The 22618-nt window shown below is 40.4% G+C and carries 23 protein-coding genes and 1 pseudogene; 3 read left to right on the top strand and 21 right to left on the bottom strand.

All coding sequences use genetic code 11. The annotated features are described in order from the left end of the window. Positions 1–102 precede the first annotated feature (102 nt). Positions 103–468: a winged helix-turn-helix transcriptional regulator gene (locus C5695_RS17615; RefSeq protein ID WP_117732027.1), complete on the top strand. Its 366-nt coding sequence runs from the start codon at positions 103–105 to the stop codon at positions 466–468. Positions 469–477: 9 nt separating this feature from the next. Here the strand turns inward: C5695_RS17615 and C5695_RS17620 are convergent, their stop codons facing one another. The 3 genes from C5695_RS17620 to C5695_RS17630 form a co-directional block, all read right to left on the bottom strand. Further along, positions 478–1665 carry a PDZ domain-containing protein gene (locus C5695_RS17620; RefSeq protein ID WP_187441804.1) on the bottom strand — a complete coding sequence of 396 codons (1188 nt, stop codon included), beginning with the start codon at positions 1663–1665 and terminating at the stop codon, positions 478–480. Between the two features lie 68 nt (positions 1666–1733). Continuing rightward, entirely contained in the window at positions 1734–2087 is a 354-nt protein-coding gene (locus C5695_RS17625; RefSeq protein WP_007500014.1) for a swarming motility protein SwrAA, read from the bottom strand. Positions 2088–2430: 343 nt separating this feature from the next. Then, positions 2431–3879 (bottom strand): carboxy-terminal processing protease CtpB, encoded by a 1449-nt coding sequence (locus tag C5695_RS17630; RefSeq protein ID WP_117732031.1) that lies wholly within the window; start codon positions 3877–3879, stop codon positions 2431–2433. A gap of 153 nt (positions 3880–4032) precedes the next feature. Here C5695_RS17630 and C5695_RS17635 point away from each other — a divergent pair, with 153 nt between their 5' ends. Then, positions 4033–4773, top strand: a complete 741-nt coding sequence (locus tag C5695_RS17635; RefSeq protein ID WP_117732033.1) for a sulfite exporter TauE/SafE family protein — start codon at positions 4033–4035, stop codon at positions 4771–4773. A 49-nt stretch (positions 4774–4822) separates the two neighbouring features. On the opposite strand, the gene C5695_RS17640 is transcribed toward C5695_RS17635, so the two are convergent. The 5 genes from C5695_RS17640 to C5695_RS17660 form a co-directional block, all read right to left on the bottom strand. Beyond that, positions 4823–6088 (bottom strand): murein hydrolase activator EnvC family protein, encoded by a 1266-nt coding sequence (locus C5695_RS17640; RefSeq protein WP_117732036.1) that lies wholly within the window; start codon positions 6086–6088, stop codon positions 4823–4825. Between the two features lie 111 nt (positions 6089–6199). Beyond that, entirely contained in the window at positions 6200–7090 is an 891-nt protein-coding gene (ftsX, locus tag C5695_RS17645; protein ID WP_117732038.1) for a permease-like cell division protein FtsX, read from the bottom strand. Further along, on the bottom strand, positions 7083–7769 hold the full coding sequence (ftsE, locus tag C5695_RS17650; RefSeq protein WP_117732040.1) for a cell division ATP-binding protein FtsE: 687 nt from the start codon (positions 7767–7769) through the stop codon (positions 7083–7085). The genes ftsX and ftsE overlap by 8 nt, the downstream gene beginning before the upstream one ends. Positions 7770–8152: 383 nt before the next feature. Next, positions 8153–8488: a cytochrome c551 gene (gene cccB, locus C5695_RS17655; RefSeq protein WP_117732042.1), complete on the bottom strand. Its 336-nt coding sequence runs from the start codon at positions 8486–8488 to the stop codon at positions 8153–8155. 48 nt (positions 8489–8536) lie between these two features. Next, positions 8537–9385 (bottom strand): YitT family protein, encoded by an 849-nt coding sequence (locus C5695_RS17660; protein WP_117732044.1) that lies wholly within the window; start codon positions 9383–9385, stop codon positions 8537–8539. A 189-nt stretch (positions 9386–9574) separates the two neighbouring features. Between C5695_RS17660 and C5695_RS17665 the strand changes: the two genes are divergently transcribed. Beyond that, the gene (locus C5695_RS17665; protein WP_117732046.1) at positions 9575–10309 is read left to right on the top strand and encodes an alpha/beta family hydrolase; all 735 of its coding nucleotides are present in this window, start codon (positions 9575–9577) and stop codon (positions 10307–10309) included. 161 nt (positions 10310–10470) lie between these two features. Here the strand turns inward: C5695_RS17665 and C5695_RS17670 are convergent, their stop codons facing one another. The 13 genes and pseudogenes from C5695_RS17670 to fliW all read right to left on the bottom strand — a co-directional run bounded on the left by C5695_RS17670 (position 10471) and on the right by fliW (position 22613). Further along, positions 10471–12264 (bottom strand): M3 family oligoendopeptidase, encoded by a 1794-nt coding sequence (locus C5695_RS17670; protein WP_117732048.1) that lies wholly within the window; start codon positions 12262–12264, stop codon positions 10471–10473. A gap of 124 nt (positions 12265–12388) precedes the next feature. Further along, positions 12389–13490 (bottom strand): peptide chain release factor 2 gene (gene prfB / locus C5695_RS17675; RefSeq protein WP_117732050.1). Its coding sequence is split into 2 segments (ribosomal slippage): positions 12389–13417 and positions 13419–13490, totalling 1101 coding nucleotides; the frame shifts between segments, so codons are not numbered across the junction. Between the two features lie 67 nt (positions 13491–13557). Beyond that, the gene (gene secA, locus C5695_RS17680) at positions 13558–16083 is read right to left on the bottom strand and encodes a preprotein translocase subunit SecA (protein ID WP_117732052.1); all 2526 of its coding nucleotides are present in this window, start codon (positions 16081–16083) and stop codon (positions 13558–13560) included. A gap of 198 nt (positions 16084–16281) precedes the next feature. Further along, entirely contained in the window at positions 16282–16845 is a 564-nt protein-coding gene (hpf, locus tag C5695_RS17685; protein ID WP_024423608.1) for a ribosome hibernation-promoting factor, HPF/YfiA family, read from the bottom strand. Between the two features lie 189 nt (positions 16846–17034). Beyond that, positions 17035–17982 carry a methyl-accepting chemotaxis protein gene (locus tag C5695_RS21010; RefSeq protein ID WP_410369210.1) on the bottom strand — a complete coding sequence of 316 codons (948 nt, stop codon included), beginning with the start codon at positions 17980–17982 and terminating at the stop codon, positions 17035–17037. Next, positions 17974–18720: pseudogene (locus C5695_RS21015) on the bottom strand (HAMP domain-containing protein); the annotation flags it as partial. The gene C5695_RS21010 and the pseudogene C5695_RS21015, both read right to left, overlap by 9 nt. A 33-nt stretch (positions 18721–18753) precedes the next feature. Beyond that, a complete protein-coding gene (locus tag C5695_RS17695; RefSeq protein ID WP_034660137.1) occupies positions 18754–19134 on the bottom strand; it encodes a DUF8042 domain-containing protein in 381 nt (126 codons plus the stop codon). 13 nt (positions 19135–19147) lie between these two features. Next, complete coding sequence (fliT, locus tag C5695_RS17700; protein ID WP_117732056.1) at positions 19148–19489, bottom strand: flagella biosynthesis regulatory protein FliT; 342 nt, start codon at positions 19487–19489, stop codon at positions 19148–19150. Next, complete coding sequence (gene fliS, locus C5695_RS17705; RefSeq protein WP_117732058.1) at positions 19486–19890, bottom strand: flagellar export chaperone FliS; 405 nt, start codon at positions 19888–19890, stop codon at positions 19486–19488. Before fliS ends, fliT begins: the two co-directional genes overlap by 4 nt. Before the next feature lie 17 nt (positions 19891–19907). Continuing rightward, positions 19908–21437 (bottom strand): flagellar hook-associated protein 2, encoded by a 1530-nt coding sequence (locus tag C5695_RS17710; protein WP_117732060.1) that lies wholly within the window; start codon positions 21435–21437, stop codon positions 19908–19910. Between the two features lie 20 nt (positions 21438–21457). Then, positions 21458–21799: a flagellar protein FlaG gene (gene flaG, locus C5695_RS17715; RefSeq protein WP_117732062.1), complete on the bottom strand. Its 342-nt coding sequence runs from the start codon at positions 21797–21799 to the stop codon at positions 21458–21460. 161 nt (positions 21800–21960) lie between these two features. After that, positions 21961–22185 carry a carbon storage regulator CsrA gene (csrA, locus tag C5695_RS17720; RefSeq protein WP_117732064.1) on the bottom strand — a complete coding sequence of 75 codons (225 nt, stop codon included), beginning with the start codon at positions 22183–22185 and terminating at the stop codon, positions 21961–21963. Beyond that, on the bottom strand, positions 22179–22613 hold the full coding sequence (gene fliW / locus C5695_RS17725; RefSeq protein WP_117732066.1) for a flagellar assembly protein FliW: 435 nt from the start codon (positions 22611–22613) through the stop codon (positions 22179–22181). Before fliW ends, csrA begins: the two co-directional genes overlap by 7 nt. Positions 22614–22618 lie beyond the last annotated feature (5 nt).

The raw sequence follows: 22618 nt of genomic DNA on the forward strand, positions 1-22618 counted from the left end.
TACCCTTGAAACCCCTTTATATCATTGTATTTCGAGCTTTTATAACATTAGGCACAATCATGTTCGTTTATCACCCATTTCGTCTTAGAAAGGAGTGTAAAGATGAGTGCACCATCCAATCCAGCCAGTATTGTCAATCATGGATGTCCCGTTTCAATTACAACGAGTGTAATAGGAGGAAAATGGAAAGGAGTGATCCTTTATCATTTGACTTGCGGTCCAAAACGATACAACGAATTACGTCGGCTTCTGCCAAGAATTTCTCAGCGTGTTCTTACGCTGCAATTGCGCGAGCTAGAACAAGACGGCGTTGTTCACAGAGAAGTCTATGAGGAGGTCCCTCCTCGTGTCGAATATTCACTCACTTCTCTAGGAGAAACATTAAAGCCTATCATCTTCGCTATGCATGAATGGGGCGAATCCTATGGAAAAGAAGTGCGCCCAAAAGAAATAAGCTGCTATCTCTAGCAGCTTTTTTTATGATGAAATCGCCGTTGATTCTTGCTGTGGATCATCCTTCACAAACAGGATGCCAAGCTGATGATGCTCCCCTTCGTAAGAAGCGCGTTTCTCAAACCTTGTCTGACCATTTAAGCCAATGATCTCAAGCTTTGTCAGAGCACGATTGGTTTGAAGAGCTTCGTAAAATTCTGAAACGGTTTTGACTTCAATTCCATTCACCTTTGTAATGACTTCTCCGATCTCAAGCTTTAAATCAGCTGCAGGTGTATTCGGAATGATTCCTAGCACCATCAGTCCTTGATTACGCTTTGAGAAGTAAAATGGAGCCGCATTGTCATTGACCCTCTGCTTCCATGAAAGGAAGGCTCTTCCGGCAATCGCTATGATGACAGCTCCCCATGCAATTGGCTCAAACCAAATACTTGCAGCACCTAGTAAGGCAACAGCCAGTCCAAGCATGAGAATACGACGTGCCGTAATTTGAATACTAACAATTGGCAATGACCCTTGGATTCGCTGCCCGAAACCGATGATGTATGGAATCACAATAAATGAAAAGCTTTGATCATGCACTTGCAGTACCGGCCACCATGGCAGATATGAAGTAAACTCACCTGCCGGCATCAGCAAAACAAGCGGTAAAAGCCACAGACGGTTTGCCCGCTGCTGGCCAATCAAAAGTCCTCTCGCACTCATCACCATTGCAGGCGATGTTCGTAAATGCGCCGTTCGATAGGCTAGAATCCCCTCGGTCATTAATAAAAGACCTAGCAGAATGACAACGGCTGACGCATTCATCAATGAGAGCTGCGGCAGCCAAGAATGGCTCACTTCGAAGTACATCAGTCCAAGTGCCGCAATAAAACTGAAACCGAGTGTGTATGCAGACGAAAGCGCACTCGCCTTCAAGAATAAAGAGCAAACGATCGTCATCGCTGCAATCAGCACAATGAATCCAGGCGGGAGTGCAATCCCTAAGCCGACTGAAATGACAGATAGGCAAATTCCTAGAATCCATCCCTTTGAATATGTAAATTTAAGTTCATCGTATACATCTTCTATTCTTGTTTGAAACGCTTTTCTCTCCCGCTTTACGCGGATGTAGCCATGTAATAGGCTGATTAATATCATGAAATAAAAAAGAGGGTGGATTAAAAACAGACCGACCGCTTTTAATCCAGCTCCCATCCACTCCGAGCTCATTATCGTTCACCGCCCAAGTCAAGCATTTTCTCTTATTCTATCAAATAAATCGATGCTTGACATCAGGTTTATTTCTCCTGATTCATCCAAAGTGTGACATTCGACAGTGAAAAATCTTTTAAGTAGTGATTGACATCTACATCTAGTATGCCGCCGAGCAGCTGCATCGACCTCTTGATGTCAGTTAAGTTTATACCAAGTCTCTTATGATTATCCATTAAATAATTGAAGTATATCTCAGCACAGTCTTCATCGATTTCGTCGACTGATTCTACCGTTGTGTAATTGACCAAGTACCTGCTTAACAGCATGAGCAGACTTAATGCCTTTGTAGCGGAAAACGTCACATCTTTCGTACGACTCTTAAGCTCCTCTACCAACTCGTAATATTTTTTCTCTCTCACAATACTTGCCCTTTTCAATTGTGTACCCCCATTTACTAGTTCTTTTAAGAAAAGCGCAAACCTCGGTACAGCTTAATGCTCAAGCTGAATATCCGCAAAAATAAAATATTTAAAATGAGTGCTACTTTTTATTGTAAGAATTATTTATGTAACATACAACTTTCAAAAGTTTCATTTTCATGACATGTTTAAATCAACAGAAAGTCTCTTATATAAATATGTTATCGGGTAAAATCGAAGGAATGTTATGTTTTTTGTAAAATAAATGAATATATTTCTCGATATAATTTATTTTTAAGAATAAATTATTACATGTTCGTGACACTTATGAACCAAAAAAAAGAGGCTTTTATTCGCCTCTTTATTTTTTAAGATATAGTGCTTTTAGTGCAGTCTGCAGTTGAAGATCATTTTTTTCATAGGATTTCACTTCATCCACCATTTTGTTCATCATTTTCGCTGTCTTTAAATCAATGACACCTGATTTATCGAGATTGTATGTGCTTTGGAAGGCAAGTACGGCCTTTTTCGTTTCTTCATCAAAGTATCCATCTACTCTGCCTGGATCGAATGACAAGCCCTTTAGTAGTGTCTGCGCTTGTCTCACTTCTTCATTGTTCATATCAAGCTGAAGCGGTTCTTTCAGCTGAAGCGGGCCCGCCGTAAAGTAATCTGGCTGATGAATTGCAATCGTCGGTACGACACCTTTTTTGTGAATCCAGTTCCCTTTTGGTGTGAGCCATTTATAAAGCGTTAATTTAATGTTACTGCCATCACCCATTGGAACTGCCTGCTGTACAGTACCTTTCCCAAAGGAGACATCACCAACGACTTCGTATTTTCCAGCTTCTTTCATTGCCCCTGCAAGTATCTCAGAAGCGGAAGCACTTCCTTTATCAATTAAGACATTGACTGGGTAAGGCTTCTGTTCTTTCCGTTTTGAAAAATATCGTTTCCGGTCGCCATTTCGTTCTGCGATTTGAATATAAGGCTGATCCTTCGTAATAAAATGCTTCAATATGTCTTCTACACTTTGCAGATAGCCGCCAGGGTTCCCTCTCACATCCAGCACAAGGCCTTCTATGCCCTTTTTCTCGAGCTGTTTCAGGCTTGACGTGAAATCCTTCGCTGTATCTTCAGAAAAGCTAGAGATCGCGATATAGCCTGTTTTATGACCGTTTACCTCTTTTACAGAGGCAGTCACGGTTTCAAGCGGGATTTCTTCCCGTTTGATATTGAATGTTAACTCTTTTTCAATTCCATTTCGTCTGATTTTCAGAGCGACAGACGTTCCTTTTTTACCTCTTATTTTCAGTACAGCATCGTTTAAGCTTTTTTCTTTCATCGGCTCACCATCAATGCTGATGATTTCATCTTTCGGCTTTAGACCTGCTTTTGCCGCAGGGGATTTTTTAAAGGCAGAGACGATAATGATTTTTCCTTCATCCATCCCCACTTCCGCCCCAATTCCTTCAAAAGAAGAATCAAGCGAATCAGAAAATTGCTTGGCGGTTTGCTTGTCCATGTATACTGAATACGGATCATTTAAAGTTGAAAGCATTCCTTGAATAGCGCCTTCAAGCAGCTTTTGGCGATCCACTTCCTCTACATATTCATTCGATATCAGGTCATAGGCTTTCTCGATTTTCTCCATTCCATTCTCTTTCGCCCGATCACTTGATTGAGCTTGTCCAGCCATTGTAGCAGCTGCTGTCTGTGATTCCGCATGAGTTGCTTCTTTATGCGTCATCGCCCCTGCACTGATTAATAGAACGACACTTGCCATAATAGATGCGATTTGTTTTTTCATATTTGGCCTCCTTCTTCAACTCTTCCTGATGACCTGAGTTATTATATGCCAGAAGAAGGGATTTCATGTAAAGACATTCTCCCGTGAAGGCTTGACTAATCATTTCATTAGGTGTAATTTTTATTTTGTTATGATCGAGAAGGAGTCTTCGCTATGTATATTATATTGACGATGCTTTTATTAGGTGTTTTATTAGGATTTGTAGGAGCAGGCGGGGCTGGTTTTGTCATCGCGTTGCTAACGTTAATTTTTGATATCCCTATCCATACTGCACTCGGGACGTCTTTAGCCGCTATGGCATTTACGACGTTATCAGGTGCGTACAGCCACTACCGGGAAGGGAATATTCAGCTGAAATCTGGTTTGATTGTCGGAGCTTTGGCTTGTGTGGCTTCTTTTGCAGGAGCTAAGGTTGCTCCTTTTATTCCAGAGGAAAGTCTGCACTATTTAACAGCTGGGATGCTCTTTTTATCTGCTGTTTTTATGATGATCAAATTGTTTGTCCTCAATGAAGAAGCTGAGCAGCAGCCGCTTTCTTCACGTCAATTGCTGATCAGGGGCATCATTTTAGGACTTGTATCCGGAATGCTGTCAGGTATGTTTGGGATCGGGTCCGCACCATTTATTCAAGTAGGACTTTTAATTTTACTGAAGCTGTCGATTCGACAAGCGGTTGGCACGACGATGCTTGTCATTATTCCGATCTCCATCGGCGGTGGAATTGGATATATTTCAGAAGGTTATGTTGATTTTATCTTGTTGATCCAAATCTTAATCGGAACAGTCTTTGGGGCATTTATAGGTGCGAAATTCACACGCCTTGCACCGAAACTCTTATTGAAATCGGCTGTACTGTTAACCCCTATTATTGCTGGATTACTGCTGTTATTTTAATTTTATTTAGAGTGAAAAAGCCGATAACATGATGTTATCGGCTTTTTGATTAGCGGATATATTGCGCTGGATCGACTGCATTTGATTTTGCGCCATTCCATAATCCTTTATGAATTTCAAAGTGGAGATGCTGACCATGCGATTGACCTGTATTCCCCATATAACCAAGGAATTGTCCTTGCTTTACTCTCTGCCCTGTTGACACACTTCTTGTAGACAAATGGGCATAAACCGTTTGATAGGTCTGTCCATTGATGTTGTGCGTAATGAATATCACATTCCCGTAGCTCGATGAATAGCTTGAGTTCGTGACTGTTCCAGATGCTGCTGCAACAACAGATACTGTGCCTTTTGCTGCAATATCTAAACCGTAGTGCTGTCCGCCAGAACGTCCACCAAAGCCAGATGAGAATCGGCCTGCAGCTGGTTTAATAAAGCCTGAGCTGCTTGCTGGTGCATCAGATACTTGATCTGATCCGCCGCTTTGAGGTGCAGGTGCACTTTTTTCAGCAGCTGCTTGTTTTGCTTTTTTCGCTTCTTCCTTTTGACGGCGTGCTTCCTCAGACTTCACAGCCGCTTTTTGGTTCGCTAGAATTTCTTGTTCATTTTCAAGTTTGCCTAATTCATCATGGGCATGGTTCTTTTTATCCGTGACATCCCCTAAGATGTTCTCTTTTTCTTTTTGCTGTTTAGACAAATCCTTTTTCAGTGCTTCTAGCTCTTTCAGAGATGTTTCAAGTCCACTTAGCTGATTATTTAGCTCTGCTTCTTTTTGCTCCACCAGCTTTAAATCATTTTCATGTTCTGTAATCATGTCTTTATCTGCTTCGACAATGGTTGTAACAGCTCCAACACGACTGACAAAATCACTAAAGCTGCGAGCACCCAGCAGCACATCTAAATAGTTGATCGTACCGCCGCTTTTTTGCATTGAACGAATTCGGTCTTTGAAAATAGCTTTTCTTTTTTCAATGCGCTCATTAATGACTTGAATGTCTTTTTTTAGTTTCTTGATGTCTTGTTTTGTTTTCTTGACTTCTTTTTCTTTTTCAGCGACTTTTTCAGTTGCTGCACTTACCTTGTGATCAATCTTTTCGATTTCTTTTTTTAGCTTGGATTCTTTCTTTTCAAGCTTAGCCAGCTCTGATTTCTTTTTCTTCAAAGTTGATTCCGTCTTTGATGTTTTCTCTTCGATTTGTTGACGTTTTTGATCTAGGTCTTCGTATGCGAATGCACGATTCTCGTTCCCTGGAATGTATAGCCACGTTGTTCCAATAAACGCTGCCATTCCAGCCATCATCAGCTTTCTTTTCAAAACGATATTCCCCTCCTATGACAACTGCCTGCATGAAGAGTCGACCGGATGAATCGGATCAACCGGTCACACCTTCTATCAAATTCTCGAGTGCTGCCATCAAAAATAGATTTATACTTTTAAGAATTTACGGATAGACGTTAAGCTTCCCCACACACCAATGATTGCACCGATCAATAAAAGGACCAGTGAAACTTGATAGACAAACGGGTTATACGGAAGCATAGATATAAATGAGCCTTGTACTCTCGGTGCCACCCAGCCCACTGCATATTGATATGTGCCAAGCAATAGAGCAATTGGTATAATGGATCCAAATACACCAAGCAGTAATCCTTCAATAAAGAACGGCCAGCGAATAAACCAGTTCGTTGCACCTACTAGTTTCATAATCTCGATTTCTTTACGTCTAGCAAAAATCGTAATTTTGATCGTATTAGAGATCAAGAACATGGCTGTAAATAAAAGCCCAACAATGAGCGCAATACCTACATTACGCGCCACTCCGACCACATTAAAGAGTCGGCTGACTTCTTCTTTTCCATAAGTGACTTTATACGTACCCTTTAGGTTTTCTAATTTCTTCGCTACTTTTGGTGTATCGTGTGGATCTGATGTTTTCACAATAAACGCATCGTTTAATGGGTTTTCTTGATCAACAAGTCCCATGGATTGTCCATTTTCACCGAAGCTTTTGATCAGCGCTTTTAGTTCGTCATCTTTAGATGAATACTTGACATCACTGATTTCAGGAATCTTCTCAATTTCTGCTTTTAAATCATCCTGCTGCTTCTGATTCGCCGTTAATTCAATTAATACTTTTACTTCTACTTCTTTTTCAGCGTTCGATGCCATGTTATTCAAGTTGAGCATAATCACAAGAAAAACCCCAACTAAAATCAATGTGACAGTGACCGCACTAATTGATGCAAATGTCATCCACGTGTTTCTTCCAAGTGAACGGAAGCTCTCACGTAAATGCCGCGAGAGAGTTTTAATCATAAATTCCGTACTCCCCTCTTGCTTGGTCACGCACAATCATTCCATCTTCGATTGCGATGACGCGTTTCTTCATGCTGTTTACTATTTCTTTGTTGTGTGTCGCCATGACGACTGTTGTTCCTCGGTTATTTATCTCTTCGAGCGTCTTCATGATTTCCCAAGATGTGTCTGGATCAAGGTTTCCTGTCGGCTCGTCTGCAATGACAACCTCAGGACTATTCACAATCGAACGAGCGATAGATACACGCTGCTGTTCACCACCAGATAGCTGGTCAGGAAATTGGCGCGCTTTGTGCTTTAGCTGCACGAGATCGAGTACATCAAGCACTTTTTTCTTAATAATGTTAGGCTGTTCGCCAATCACTTCAAGAGCAAATGCCACGTTCTCAAACACCGTGAGCGTTGGAAGCAGTTTAAAATCTTGGAATACTACGCCAATTTCTCTTCTTACGTAAGGAATGTCTTTTTCCTTAATTGAGCCTAAATCTTTGTTATTAATTAAGATTTTCCCTTTGGTTGGCTTCTCTTCACGATACATCATTTTGATGAAAGTGGATTTGCCAGCACCACTGGGACCAACAACATACACAAACTCTCCTGGATGGATAGAGACATTGATTCCATTGATCGCCTTTACGCCATTAGGATAGATCTTGTAGACTTCCTTCATTTCAATCATGTAATCACCTAATCTTTTCTTATTGTTGAATAACAGCTTATCTTGATGTTTTGACATTTATCGTCAAAAAACGTTATGTATGGTCACGCACATACCCTTCGATACATACAAGCAATTTATGTCCTTTTCATCCAAAAAGATGAAAAAAATGAATCGTCTAAATTTCAACAACTCCAATTATACGTCATGAATCGACGCAATGGTATTACATTTATATTTCAAAACTTATAAATAAAAGGTAAATAGAACAATCAAAACCTAAAAACATGTCTTTTTACCCTTATTTTTTAAATAAAATTTAAAATTATATGTTTTCATACTATCCAAAAGTCTTTTTCTACATATATACAAAATAAAAAAACCTTGTCGATTAGACAAAGGTTTTATTTTTTCTCCGCGAGCCATTTTGCCACTTCTTTTGCTTGCTTCTCATCTACCATTCCGCTTGGCATCGAGCCTTTACCATTCTGTGCAATATCTGCAATTTGGCTTTCGTTATATTTCTTTCCTACTTCTTTCAGGCTTGGTCCGCCCCCGCCAGATAGGTCTTTCCCATGACAGCCAATACAGTTTTGCTGATAAATTTCTTCACCACTGCTCACAGTTGATGCACTTTTGCTACCTTCTTTTTCTTTGTCACTGCTGCTTGAATTTCCTCCACAAGCCGCAAGTACAAGGAGCATCGCTGCAAACAACATCATTAATCCGCTTTTTTTCATCTTATTCCCTCCCTTACAATCATTTGGTCATCGCTATTATATCCTTGTTTACGCTCTTTTAAAACCCTCACCAAGCACCTCTTTTGCATCCATGACGATGACAAATGCTGATGCATCGATTGCTTTCACCACTTGTTTCAACTTTGTGAATTGTGACTGCCCAACGACACACATCAGAATGGGACGGTCATGATCGGTATATCCTCCGACTGCCGAAATCTTTGTGACACCACGGTCAATTTGATCAAATACTGCCTGCCTGACTTCATCTTCGTGCCCTGTAATGATCATTGCCATTTTCGAATGACTGAAACCTGCCTGTACGACATCAATCGTTTTACTTGAAATAAATACGCCAATGACAGCATACAGCCCCTCTTCAATCCCAAAAACGGTCATCGCAGCGAGAACAATTAGTCCGTCCATCATGGCTAAACATGTGCCAAGCGTGAGCCCTGTATACTTATTAATGATTTTGGCAGCGAGCGCCGTTCCACCTGTTGATCCATTCCCAAGGAATACAAGCCCTATTCCGATCCCAATCACCACTCCGCCAAAAATGGCTGCTAGTAGTGCTTCATGGGTCACAGGTGCAATATGTCTTGTGACAAACACCATCAGTGGTAAAAAAATTGAGCCAACGAGCGTTTTCACTCCAAATGTACCGCCTAATAAATAAAAACCAGCAATAAACAGCGGAATATTGAGTCCCCATTGCACATATGCCGCCTCAAAACCGAATGACTGCATAATCGTACTAATCCCGCTCACACCACCTGCGGCAATCTGATTCGGTAATAATAACGTATTAAATCCAATCGCCACAATGGCTGATCCGATTAAAATAAGCATATAATTTTTCGCTTCGATCCATAAATGTGAATGTCCCTGCTTCATGTCTTTCTTCCTCCGTTACTTCTGAATGCACACCTATTTTAAGCCCTCCTAAAACGAATGTAAATAACAGCCAAATGCAGTGCTAATGGATTAACACTTTATCACACAAACGGATCAGCGTACTTGCCGTTTGGTATAGGAGCAAATGATGGTATATTTAATATGTACTTGAGAAAGAAGGGACATGCGATGAAGAAAATACTGAAGATAACGGGCATTACATTACTCGCACTGATCATTTTAGCTTTTGCTGCTTTTTATACATGGAGCCGCTTTACATACGGACCATCCGAAGCATTAAAAAAGCAAGTGAACATCGAGCAAGTGAAACATAAAAACGGTGTGTATACATTTGCATCAACAAACAGCGATACGGGCATCATTCTCTATCCTGGAGCAAAGGTGGAGCCACTTGCGTACGCTTATATTGGGAATGAACTAATGAAAAAAGGCTATTCTGTCTTTATCCCTGACATGCCATTTTCGTTTGCGATTTTTAATACAAACAAAGCACAGGACATCATAAAAGATCATCAAACGATGAAACACTGGTATATTGGCGGACATTCACTTGGCGGAACAGCAGCTGCTATGTTTGCAGAAAAAAACGAAAGCAAGCTCGATGGACTCTTTTTCCTTGCGTCTTATCCAGCATCAGATCATCTGAAATCATCGTCCTTGAACATTCTCTCGATATCAGGTGAACAGGATGGACTTGCAACACAAGAAAAAATCAAGAAATCAACAACAAATTTGCCCTCTCAAACCGTGTACCATCAAATAAAAGGCGGGAACCACGCTCAGTTTGGCATGTATGGCAAACAAAAGGGTGATCAGCCTGCGGACATTCCAGCCCTCACGCAGCAAAAGGATGTCATCCAGACCATGCTTGAATGGCTGAGACCAGCAAAAAAGCTCCCGTAATGAGAGCTCCAGCGTGTAGACAAACCCCTCGTATTCGCTCCGCACAAGTAGCTGTCTTTCCTAGGCTTCAAAGGTTTTCTATCACGCTGAAAGAAGACAAAGGACTAAAATAAAGATCATTTTAACCCTTTGTCAACAATCTAAAGCTCACTTTTCATTTTTTACTTTTTCGTCGCTTCTAAAAACTCCTCAGCATCTGCTACGGCCAAGCCAATAGCTTCTTCCCAAAAGGCTTTTTGGGTCAGGTCGACGCCTAGATGTTTATAAGCTAAATCTTCTACAGTCATTGAAGCGGTATCCTTCAATAATGCAATGTACTTCTCTTCAAATGAAGTACCTGCCTGCAAGGCTTTTGCATAAATTCCCAGAGAAAACATGTAACCAAATGTGTATGGGAAATTATAAAACGGTACACCCGTGATATGGAAATGCAGCTTAGACGCCCAGAAATGCGGATGGTATTCTTCTAAAGAGTCACCGAAGGCTTCCTTCTGCGCTTCTACCATCAGCTCATTCAAGCGATCAGCTGGCACTTCTCCTTGTTTACGCTCTTCATAGAAGCGCTGTTCAAATAAGAAACGAGATTGAATGTTCATGAAAAATGCCACACTCCGTTGCAGCTTATCTTCTAACAAGCTTAGACGCTCCTCTTCATTTGCCGCTTCTTTTAATGACGCATCCGCTACAATCATTTCTGCGAAGGTCGACGCTGTTTCAGCTACATTCATCGCATATTTCCGATTGAGAATGCGCACATCCTGCATCACTTCCTGATGGAACGAATGACCAAGCTCATGGGCGAGTGTTGCCACATTGGATGGACTTCCTGAGAAGGTCATAAAAATGCGTGACTCTCCGCTATCAGGGAAATTTGTACAAAAACCGCCTACTCGTTTGTTCGGACGATCCTCAGCTTCTACCCAGCGTTCATTAAAGGCTTTTTCCGTAAAGGCAGCAAGCTCTTCCCCAAATCCAGCGAAATGCTTCACAATAAAAGCAGCTGCTTCTTGGTACGGATAGATTTTGGTCTCACTGCCAATAGGAGCTCCAACATCGAACCAGCTCAGCTTATCAACTCCAAGCATGTCAGCTTTTCGGTATAAGTAATCAATGAATGGCTGCTTATGTTCATCAATCACAGCCCACATCGCATCAAGGGTTTCTTGTTTCATGCGGCAAATATCAAGCGGCTCTTTTAAAATATGATCCCAGCCTCTTGCTTCATACACTTGTAAACGAAAACCAGCCAGATGGTTGAGTGTGCTAGCAAATAGATGTTCATCCTGCGTCCATGCGTGCTCTAAGTTATGATATACGGTCTTTCTGACTTCACGATCTGAATCATCCATCGCATTTTCTGCTTGGCCGACGGAGATCATATGCGTTTCACCATTTTGTTCAAATGGAATGGTAATCTTATTCACCAAGCTAGAATAAAGCTCATCCCACGCATGATAGCCATCTACAGCTAACTTTTGAATCAGCGTTTCTTGTTCAACAGGCAATTGATCCTTCACGCGCTCTCTGCGTTCATTTAATATGTAGCGAACATCTGAAAAGGCTGCTGAATTGATGAGTTCTTCCCATTTGCTAGGAGCGATAGCAGCAAGCGCTTGATCAAACAGCGCAAGAATCGTTCCTAAATCCGCTTCAAGTTTGGCAATCGTACCCCGAAGACTGCCAGCCTTCATATCCTTTGTGTTTTGCGATTGAAGACAGGATACAAATGAACCTGCTTGAGACAGTTTTTTATATGTCGTTTCATACGAGTCAAGGACTGACGTTAATTTGCTTTCAATGTGTGTATCTTCTTTTGAAAAGGCATCGACCTTTTGTCGTAATTCATCTAATAGCTCCTGAATGTTTTGCAGGTATGCCTTAAATTCTGGTGAAGAACTGCCTCCTTTAAAAAAGGCATCTAAATCCCACGTCTCTTGTAATGGTGTTAATCCCAAAATATTTCCCCCTTTATTTGCTAATTTCATCATACAAAGGATATAGAGTCAGTATGGCGTATGTATTCCTTTATATTCATTATATTTTCTCACAATTAAAAAAACCCGGCAAGAAGCCGAGTTTTTATGATAATTTCGAACGTAAGTAAGCATCGATAAATGAATCTAAATCTCCATCCATGACCGCTTGAACATTTCCCATCTCCGTATTGGTTCGATGGTCTTTCACAAGAGAATATGGGTGGAATACGTAAGAGCGAATTTGACTTCCCCAGCCAATTTCTTTCTGCTCTCCTCTAATTTCATCCAATTCAGCTTGCTGTTCTTCGATCCGTTTTTGATAAAGTTTCGATTTCAGCATTTTCATCGCACGATCTCTGTTTTTGATTTGTGACCTTTCTGTTTGGCAAGTCACGACGACATTTGTTGGGATGTGTGTGATACGAACCGCAGAGTCCGTCGTATTGACGTGCTGACCACCTGCACCACTTGCGCGATACGTATCCACCTTAATATCCTCTGTACGAATATCGATATCAATTTCTTCATTAAATTCTGGCATTACATCACAGGAAACGAACGATGTATGCCTGCGGCCAGATGAATCAAACGGAGAAATACGGACCAAACGATGGACACCTTTTTCTGCTTTTAAATAGCCGTAAGCGTTATGTCCTTTAATCAGTAATGTCACAGACTTAATTCCTGCTTCATCCCCTGGAAGATAATCAAGCGTTTCAACCTTAAAGCCTCTACGCTCTGCCCAGCGAGTATACATTCTCAAAAGCATGGAACCCCAGTCCTGTGATTCAGTACCACCTGCACCAGGGTGAAGCTCAAGAATGGCATTGTTTTTATCATATGGTTCACTTAAGAGAAGCTGCAGCTCAAACTCATTAAACTGCTTTGTTAAGTTCTTGAGCTCTTTTTCAAGTTCAGTATGAAGCTCCTCATCATAATCTTCTTTTAATAAGTCATGTGTCATTTGCAGCTCTTCGTGAGATTCACTGAGCTCATGGTATGAATTCACATAGTCCTTCAGTGCATTGGCTTCATTAATAACACCCTGCGCCTTTTGCTGATCGTTCCAGAAATCAGCCTCTGACATCGTCGCTTCTAGTTCTGCGATTTTGGCTTCCTTTGTTTCGAGGTCAAAGAGACCCCCTAAAATCAGCTAGCCTGCTAGCCATATTTTCAAGCTCTTGTCTAATTTCTACTAATTCCATATCCTTCACCTCATAGATGTATGGGGGCTAACATGAATAGAAAGAGGTTTTCACCTCTTTCCATTACTTATTCTGTCTTCCCATGACAATTTTTATATTTCTTACCGCTTCCGCAATGACATGGTGAGTTTCGACCAATATCTACGACTTTACGTACCGGCTTCTTTTTCACTGTCTTCTCCTCATCGCCCTCCTGAGGCTGATGAGCAGTTGTTTGACCTTGAACAACTTCTTCACGTTCTAGGTTGTTTTGGATTTCTGATTTCAAGACATATTTGGCTACATCATCTTCGATTGAAGCGACCATATGCTCAAACATCGCGAATCCTTCCATTTGATACTCACGAAGCGGATTCGTTTGTGCGTACGCACGTAAATGAATTCCTTGACGCAGCTGATCCATTGCATCGATATGATCCATCCACTTTGAATCCACCGCACGAAGAACGATGACTTTTTCAAATTCTCGCATTTGTTCTTCGCCAAATGCTTCTTCTTTTGCATCGTATTTTTCTTTAATACGATCCATGATGAAGGAGGTAATTTCATCTGCTTCCTTACCGTAAATATCTTTAACCGAAATGGCTCCTTCATCTAAATAGTTCGTGTTGATCAATTCAACAAGCCCATCTAGTTTCCACTCTTCAGGAAGCTCTTCTTTCGGTGTATAAGATCCGACAGCCCGCTCAATTGAAGATTGAATCATGTTGATCACAATTGATTTTAAGTTATCGGAATCGATGACTTCAAATCGCTGTTTGTAGATCACTTCACGTTGTTGACGAAGTACATCGTCATATTGCAGAAGCTGCTTACGGGAATCAAAGTTGTTCCCCTCAACGCGTTTTTGAGATGATTCAACGGCTTTAGATACCATCTTACTTTGAATGGGTGTAGAGTCATCCATGCCAAAGCGGTCAAGCATCGCCATTGTCCGTTCGGCTCCAAATCGGCGCATCAATTCATCTTCCATGGACAGATAGAATTGAGTAATCCCCGGGTCTCCTTGACGACCAGAACGTCCACGAAGCTGGTTATCAATACGGCGTGATTCATGACGCTCTGTCCCAATAACAGCTAGACCGCCAAGCTCTTTCACGCCTTCGCCAAGCTTGATATCCGTACCACGTCCTGCCATGTTTGTCGCAATCGTGACGGCACCTTTTTGACCAGCCTCTTCAATAATTTGTGCTTCACGCTCATGGTTTTTCGCATTTAACACTTGATGAGGAATTCCTTTATTTTTAAGCAGCTTTGAAATGAGCTCAGATGTTTCAACCGCTACTGTTCCGACAAGAACTGGCTGCCCTATCATGTAGCGCTGCGCTACATCCTCAGCCACTGCTTTAAATTTACCCTCCATTGTGCGGTAAATTAAATCAGGTCTATCATCACGTACCACTGGTTTATTGGTCGGGATCGTCACAACCTGCATGTTGTAAATGTTACGGAATTCTTCTTCCTCCGTTTTCGCTGTACCGGTCATCCCAGACAACTTTTCATACATACGGAAATAGTTCTGGAACGTAATCGTTGCAAGAGTCATGCTCTCGTTCTGTACCTCGAGACCTTCTTTTGCCTCGATGGCTTGATGAAGGCCTTCACTATAGCGGCGGCCTTTCATTAAACGACCCGTGAAAGAGTCGACAATAACGACTTGACCTTCTTCAACGACATAATCCACATCTTTTTGCATCGCAACATGTGCCTTCAGCGCCTGAGCGATATGATGGTTCAGCGCGACATGCTTGACATCAAATAAGTTCTCGATGCCGAATGCTTTTTCCGCCTTTGTCATTCCACTTTCAGTCAGCTGGACGCTTTTGGTTTTAATATCATAAGTGAAATCATCTTCTACTTTTAACGTACGAACAAAAGCATTTGCTTGTACATAAAGTTTTGTTGATTTCGCAGCCTGTCCAGAAATGATAAGAGGTGTTCTCGCTTCATCAATTAAAATGGAGTCAACCTCATCGATTACGGCATAATGAAGCGGTCTTTGAACCATCTGCTCTTTGTACAACACCATATTATCTCGTAAATAGTCAAAGCCAAGTTCATTGTTTGTTGAATACGTGATATCAGCTGCATACGCTTCTCTTTTTTCATCTTTATCTAAGCTGTTTAAGTTTAGGCCAACCGTTAACCCAAGAAATTCAAAAATCTTGCCCATTTCCTCTGCATCACGGCTTGCCAAGTATTCGTTGACTGTCACAATGTGGACGCCTTTTCCAGACAGAGCATTTAAATAAACAGGCATTGTTGATGTCAACGTTTTACCTTCACCTGTTTTCATCTCAGAGATATTGCCTTCGTGAAGCGCAATCCCCCCCATGAGCTGCACCTTAAATGGGAACATTCCTGTCACGCGGCGTGATGCCTCGCGAACCGTTGCAAATGCTTCAACCAGCAGGTCATCCACGGATTGTCCTTTTTCAAGTTTTTCTTTCAATTCGATCGTTTTATTTCGTAAAGCCTCGTCAGATAATTTCTCGAAATCTTGAGCGAGAGCTTCGATTTCATTTGCCTTTTTTTCATATCGGCTGATCGTACGTTTCGTAGGATCAAACACTTTATTTAAGATTCCAAGCATATAATAACGCTCCTCTATTTCATGCAATTTTTCGGCATGTCCAAAAGTTTGACAGGTCCATATTTACCTGCATTTATCATACCATACCTTCTTTCATTTCCAAAGAATTTGCAATGATTTCCCACAAAAAACCCGCCCCCTCATCAAGGGAACGGGTTTACTTTTTTTAGGTTGTTTTAGATCAGTATAAGCAGATGTTTAAGCGTTTGGCTCAATGAGTCCATATTTTCCATCATTTCGGCGATAAACCACATTGGTCAAATTTGTCTCTGCATTTGTGAAAACAAAGAAACTATGACCTAACATGTTCATTTGAAGAATGGCCTCTTCGCTATCCATCGGTTTTAAGTTGAAACGTTTTTGTCTGACGATTTCTGTTTCATCAATTTCTTCATCATCTTGAACAGCTACTTCAGCCGTTCCATTTCCTCCGGCAAATAAGTGTTTTTTAGCACCCTGCTCGCGGAACTTACGGTTTACTTTTGTTTTGTGTTTTCGAATTTGACGTTCTAATTTACTGGCTGCTAGGTCTACTGCATTGTACATATCTTCATTATGCACCTCAGCTCGAAGTGCTAGATCAGTCATTGGAATGGTAACCTCAACTTTAGATTCTTGATCGTTATAAAACTTCAAGTTCACGTTGACTGAAGCATCTACGTCTGTCTCAAAATAACGCTCCAGCTTTCCAATTTTTTTCTCGACATGATCTCTTAGTGCAGGTGTTACGTCGATGTTTTCGCCTCTGACATTGTAATTCATGTAAAGAACGCCTCCTTTAAAATTAAGGATATGTAAACCTATTTCTACTTTTCCCTCCTTTTCTCCTGCTCAAACGTAAAAAAAATGTGAATATTTATTGAAATTTGTCGAATTTTGCGGTGCTTCAACTGTTGCTTGATAGGTGATGAATATATATTCGGCTGGTTCTTGAAAAAGACCAGTTCACATTTAAATGGTGAAAGAAGAAATCGATGTTTTCAGCGAATGAGACAAAGTTTTTAAATCCTCCGCCGCTGCTTTCATCTCTTCATTTGCCGCCAATGATTCTTCAACAGCCGCAGACATGTACTCCGTCTCTTCTGAATTGCGTTTGGCTCCTTCTTCAATGACTCCAACCGTCTGAGAGATTTCCTCTGTACTCGCTGAAATTTGCTCCGCAGTGGCTGAAAGCTCCTCTGCTTTCATTGAGATATCACGGATCGATTCCAGAATTTCATGAAAGCTCTGTTCAGACAATTGCGAGACTTTCACACCTTCTGCTACATCTCGCTCAACCTTTGTCATTGATTGTGAGGATCTTTCCGTATCTTTGTTCACATTCGCGAGTAATTGCCCAATTTGATCTGTCAGCTGACCGGACTCTTCCGCCAGCTTTCTCACCTCATCTGCTACAACGGCAAAGCCTCTTCCATGTTCTCCTGCTCTTGCCGCTTCAATCGCAGCATTTAAAGCAAGTAAATTCGTCTGGTCAGCAATGGCATGGATATGACCTAACAGATCTTGAATACCCGTAAACTGTGCTTGTACATTGGCCATTGTAGAATGGTGCTCATTCACAGAATCTTTTATAGAGCTCATTTGCTTCACAAATTGCTGAATAAGAGCTGCACCCTCTTCAGCCTTTTCAGTCACTGAAATTGAGTGACCCGAAACATTGGATGTGTGTTCGGCTGTATTTTGCATACCAGTCGAGACTTCTTGAATCGCAGAAGCTACCTTTCCGACTGCATCTGATTGTTCACGTGAAGCTTCTCCGACCTGTTCAATCGAACTAGACGTCTGCTCACTAGCCGATATGGTTTGATGAATGGTTTCCTCAAACTGAGCAGCTGAATCAGCTAATTGTCTTGATCCGTTTTGCACCTGTAAAATGAGCTGACGCAAATGCGCCGTCATTTGATTAAAAGCGGTACCGAGTTGACCAATCTCATTTTTAGAGGTCACTTCAATCTCTTCAAGTGTGAGATCACCGTCTGCCATTCTTCTCGCGGCATTTGTGACCGATACGATCGGTTTTGTCATACGATGAACGAATCTGGTTCCAATCAACAAAAAGCCAACAATAATGACGGCACTGACTAGAATAAGTGTGAATAGTAATTGATTACTATCTTGATTAAGCTGATTGATTTTTTGGTCACGTTGTTTCAACTGAGTTTGAGCAAATTCTTTTGTAAAGGTATGTATTTCTTGTTCGATAGGCTGTAGCTCTTGAGTGAGGCGTGTGTTGAATTCTTTTTGATTTTGCATATTCAATGAATTAAATAATCGATTCGTTGAGGTGTAGTAGAGATAATTTTTTTCTGAGATTTGTTCTAATAGATTTTTTGCTTGTTTTGCAGTGCTCATTTTAGAAGCTTCAGTAGTTTTCTTATTAATATCTTCATATGTTTGCTCAATCTTCTGTAAATTTTCAGCATCTTGCACGACCACATATGTTTTAATTTGCGCTTCCTGCTTTTGCAGAAGCGTCTCTAATTCCAATGAGGTCTGATAAAGCTTCACCTCTTTGCTAAGAAGCGTCTTATAGGATTGATCTGTTTTGTAATAGATATAGCTTGAGAATCCTAAAATACTGACAAACAATACACATATGACAATAAGCCCAAACAAAAATTGATTTTTTAGTCTCATAATGTCCTCCGAATGGTCTGAATTGAACAAAAATTAATGAATGACATACGGCCTCATACAGGCATGTATTTCATCCATCCACTTTCTATATTCAGGTATAAAATATGATGTAAGGAATGATTGGAAGTGTATTGAAGGGAATGTATAGAAAGCTAGTATATCGAAACTTAAAAATATTTGATCAAACGAACGAATCGTTTTGGCAAAGTGCTCATTTTCAATAATTGAAAGCAGAAGGGGATGTGTTGTTTCTAAATGAAAGAAGGCGTGGATCAGATCATTAAAGATCCGATCCCCTTCTGTCTTAGCAAAATCCTTCTCAATTTCATCTAAATATTTTAGACTTTCTTCTATCGTATATAGAAGTTCATAATATGTGGTTAATAAAATATAGTCATCTGAACGATACGCCACATGTCTCACCTAATTATTTCCGTTTATCGTAGTATACGCCGTCACTTGTCATAGGCTGGTATGGATTTTGGTAATTCAGCTGTTTCGTTTTCTTTCTTTGAATGGCTTGGATATCTGCTTTAATCCCATTTTGGATCACGGTTAATTGCTTCGCCATCTGTTGATCTGTTTGAATGATTTCTTTGATTTTTTCTTTTTCTTGATCCGTCAGCTCATGCTGGATACCTCTCATTAATTCGTCTCTCTCAATTAAAAAGGCATCAAAGTCTTCAACAAGCGAGTCACTTTGCGGATTTGCCGCTATTTCGGCTGCCATTTTTAATGTTTGGTCACGAAGCTGATCCACAATACTCATAAAGATCCCCCGATAGAGTGGTGACGCCCTTTTCGATCAGTTTGAATGACTTCCTTCCAAGCATCTCGGAAATCAGTCACGTATTGCTCTACTTCAATCAGTATCTCTTCGTCATTTTGAAGGTTGGCTTCAATCAGTCTGCGGTAAATGTAATCATACATACTTGCCATACTCTTTGATACGTCATAAGAGCGATTTAAGGTGACATTTAATTCTTGAATGATGTTTTGAGCCTTTTTCAGGTTCACATTTCTCGTTTCTGCATCCTCTTTTTGAATGGCATACTTCGCGAGTCTAATGAACTTTAAGCAGCCTTCATAAAGCATAAGCGTCAACTCGGCAGGTGTTGCAGTCTCAATAGAATTTTTCTGATAGGCGGCATAAGGGTTCTGAATTGCCATATGTTATAAACCTCCAATTATTGTCCAAGCAGTTGAGAAAGATAGCCAGATTGGTTGTTTAGCTTTTGAATTGCACTATCCATGGCGTTAAACTTTTTGTAGTAACGGGCTTCTACCATTTTTAAGCGGTCTTGGAATGTATCCATTCGTTTTGTCAAAGAATCAAGGTCTTTACCAAGTCCATATTCCTTTAATTCCATCGTTGTGCTTCCAGCCTTTGTTTGAATGCTCTTCGTGAAGGCTGATAATGAATTTTTGACACGATGAATGATTCCTTGTTCTTTATATTGCTGCTGCGCTTTATCTTGATCTTTTGAATCCACATTTAACGAACCTGAGATAAACATTTGACTGACCTTCTGCGGGTCTTCTTCAATGGCTTTTCTTAATTTCTCTACGCCATTCATATCCTTAACTAATTCAAGCTTCCCGCCATCTTTATACGAGGATGAAGTAGAAATACCGATTTGTGTCATGTGAATTTTATTCCCATCACTTGTCGTAATATCAGCATAAAAATCACTTCTTATTTTAGAGGCACCACCTCGTAAAATGGAATCACTTCTCAGCAAGCCCGATTTAGCTGTTGTTTCCCATAACTCAATTTCTTTTTCAGACATGGCTTTTTTCTCTTCAGCCGTTAATGGCTGATAGTCTCTATTTCGTTTTTCATTCACTTTACCATTGACCAGTTCAACAAGTTCGTTGTATTTATTAACGAATTGTTGAATTTTATCAAAGATGGCATCGACATCTGTTGAAACGTTCAAGCTGACAGGCTTATCTGTTGTTCCTTTAAGCTCATATGTGATACCCGCCTGCGTGAAGGTATTATTGTTATTTTCCATTTTGAGACCATTAATTTCGTATTGCGCTTTCTGCCCTTGAGTGGTGGCAACTAATTTGTTATCTCCATCCACTTGGAAGCCTAATTGCGTTAAAAATGAAGCAGAATTGCCATCCGTAGCCTTAATACTGACACCTTCACCAGTCGTACGCGAAGTTAGAGCGATCGTATCCACGTAATTGGTTCCATCAAAGATTTGGCCTTTATAAGCCGTGACACCTAGCTGAGAGCTGTTCAATTTAGTCACGATTGAATCAAGGGTATCTGTATCAGTGGTATTAATGGTCACTGTTTTGGGTGTCGTAGAATCTGGTGTCGTCACCTCAAACGTAAACGTACCGTTTGAAGCAGTAAATCCAGATGTACCTGACGATTTGAATACGGAAGCTGTCGCTAATTGAGTCACATTAATCGAGCCAGAGGCGGCATTTGTTGATCCAGTTGCTGTGACAGCAGCTTCATTTGAGCTTGTCACTTTTTTGGCGCCATATGTACTTGGGCGCGTTAAGTTTAAACTGTTGATCAAATCATCTAATTCTTTGACTTTCGTGTTCACCTCGCGATAGCTGTCTCTTTGCCATTCAAGTGTTTGTTTCTGACGTGTCATTTTATCAAGTGGTGCTTGTTCTGTTTTCATGAGTTTTGATACGATTTCATCGATATCAAATACATTTGAAAATCCAGTAATTCGATTAACCATTGTTATTGTTCTCCCTTCATTTACATTCTTTTATCTACAAATAAACCGACAATTTCTGTCATTGCCGCATAGAAATCAAGCCATTCCTTAGAAGGAATTTCTCTAATGACTTCTTCTGTTTGATTATCTACGACTTTTACATAATATTCATTGAGCTTTTCATGTAATTCAAATTGAAGATGAAATTGAGTAGGTTCAATGAGCTTGTTTGCTCCTTGAAGCGTTTTTTCAATTTCTTCTTTTGAAACGACCTTACCATTTGCTTGTAATTCTGAGTTTACATTGTCATTCTGGCTATTAGAAACACGGGTTTGAAATGCATCGATAATTGGCTCTAGTGATGTCAACTTACCAACAGACATAGTTATTCAGCTCCTGTGCTTTAATCTATCTTTTATATCGGCTTTGAATTTTCAAATTAAATATAGATGGACAGATTTGTTAAAGTTTCATATAAATTATAAACGCCCATATCGGAACGCTTTCACACGGAGAAGGAAAGCTGAATCAGATAAAAAAATCCTCACTTTTTTTGTGAGGATAATTGAGAGAGTAGATCTAGAGATAAGCTTGCAGCACGACTGTTCTCTTCTTGAATAGACAGGTACACTTCTTTCCTGTGAATATCAATGTGCTTAGGAGCCTCAATACCGATTTTCACTTGATCGCCTTCGATTGAAATTACCTTGATTTCAATATCATCGCCTATTTGAATCGACTGGTTTATTTTACGAGATAGAACTAACATGAGGATGCCACCTCTAACAAATGTTTTGTATGATAGGCTGAATCATGCAAAATCACTTGCTTGGCTTTCATGTTTTTCCGGTTCACAATAATAGGCGCTCTTAAATTGGCTGTCGTTTTTTCAATAGAAGATTCCATTGTTAAGATCACCATTACTTCCACGTCATTGGCATCTTCTACTCCCAAAATATCAACGACCGTTTCGTCCAGGTCGAATTCATATTGATTGAAAAATAAAAATGGACTGCTGACAATAAAGCCTAACTCTGCGTTTTTCAATGATTGAAGAACTAAAAATGGAGATTCTTCTGATAAAGGTAAAATGACAAACTGTTTTTGATCCAGAAATCCTGGTATTCCATTAGAGAAGTTAATAATTTGCTCCTCTTTAATTGTCACTTCGCCATGGTATTTTGTTTGAATGATCATAATTC

This window comes from Bacillus pumilus (assembly GCF_003431975.1).
Taxonomy (GTDB): domain Bacteria; phylum Bacillota; class Bacilli; order Bacillales; family Bacillaceae; genus Bacillus; species Bacillus pumilus_N.

Bases quoted from the DNA above. Each gene is read 5' to 3' on its own strand.
- C5695_RS17615 (WP_117732027.1), top strand. From the start codon at position 103: ATGAGTGCACCATCCAATCCAGCCAGTATTGTCAATCATGGATGTCCC.
- C5695_RS17620 (WP_187441804.1), bottom strand. From the start codon at position 1,665: ATGAGCTCGGAGTGGATGGGAGCTGGATTAAAAGCGGTCGGTCTGTTT.
- C5695_RS17630 (WP_117732031.1), bottom strand. From the start codon at position 3,879: ATGAAAAAACAAATCGCATCTATTATGGCAAGTGTCGTTCTATTAATC.
- C5695_RS17635 (WP_117732033.1), top strand. From the start codon at position 4,033: ATGTATATTATATTGACGATGCTTTTATTAGGTGTTTTATTAGGATTT.
- ftsX (WP_117732038.1), bottom strand. From the start codon at position 7,090: ATGATTAAAACTCTCTCGCGGCATTTACGTGAGAGCTTCCGTTCACTT.
- ftsE (WP_117732040.1), bottom strand. From the start codon at position 7,769: ATGATTGAAATGAAGGAAGTCTACAAGATCTATCCTAATGGCGTAAAG.
- cccB (WP_117732042.1), bottom strand. From the start codon at position 8,488: ATGAAAAAAAGCGGATTAATGATGTTGTTTGCAGCGATGCTCCTTGTA.
- C5695_RS17660 (WP_117732044.1), bottom strand. From the start codon at position 9,385: ATGAAGCAGGGACATTCACATTTATGGATCGAAGCGAAAAATTATATG.
- C5695_RS17665 (WP_117732046.1), top strand. From the start codon at position 9,575: ATGAAGAAAATACTGAAGATAACGGGCATTACATTACTCGCACTGATC.
- secA (WP_117732052.1), bottom strand. From the start codon at position 16,083: ATGCTTGGAATCTTAAATAAAGTGTTTGATCCTACGAAACGTACGATC.
- hpf (WP_024423608.1), bottom strand. From the start codon at position 16,845: ATGAATTACAATGTCAGAGGCGAAAACATCGACGTAACACCTGCACTA.
- C5695_RS21010 (WP_410369210.1), bottom strand. From the start codon at position 17,982: ATGACGGCGCATTTGCGTCAGCTCATTTTACAGGTGCAAAACGGATCA.
- fliT (WP_117732056.1), bottom strand. From the start codon at position 19,489: ATGAGTATTGTGGATCAGCTTCGTGACCAAACATTAAAAATGGCAGCC.
- fliS (WP_117732058.1), bottom strand. From the start codon at position 19,890: ATGGCAATTCAGAACCCTTATGCCGCCTATCAGAAAAATTCTATTGAG.
- C5695_RS17710 (WP_117732060.1), bottom strand. From the start codon at position 21,437: ATGGTTAATCGAATTACTGGATTTTCAAATGTATTTGATATCGATGAA.
- flaG (WP_117732062.1), bottom strand. From the start codon at position 21,799: ATGTCTGTTGGTAAGTTGACATCACTAGAGCCAATTATCGATGCATTT.
- csrA (WP_117732064.1), bottom strand. From the start codon at position 22,185: ATGTTAGTTCTATCTCGTAAAATAAACCAGTCGATTCAAATAGGCGAT.
- fliW (WP_117732066.1), bottom strand. From the start codon at position 22,613: ATGATCATTCAAACAAAATACCATGGCGAAGTGACAATTAAAGAGGAG.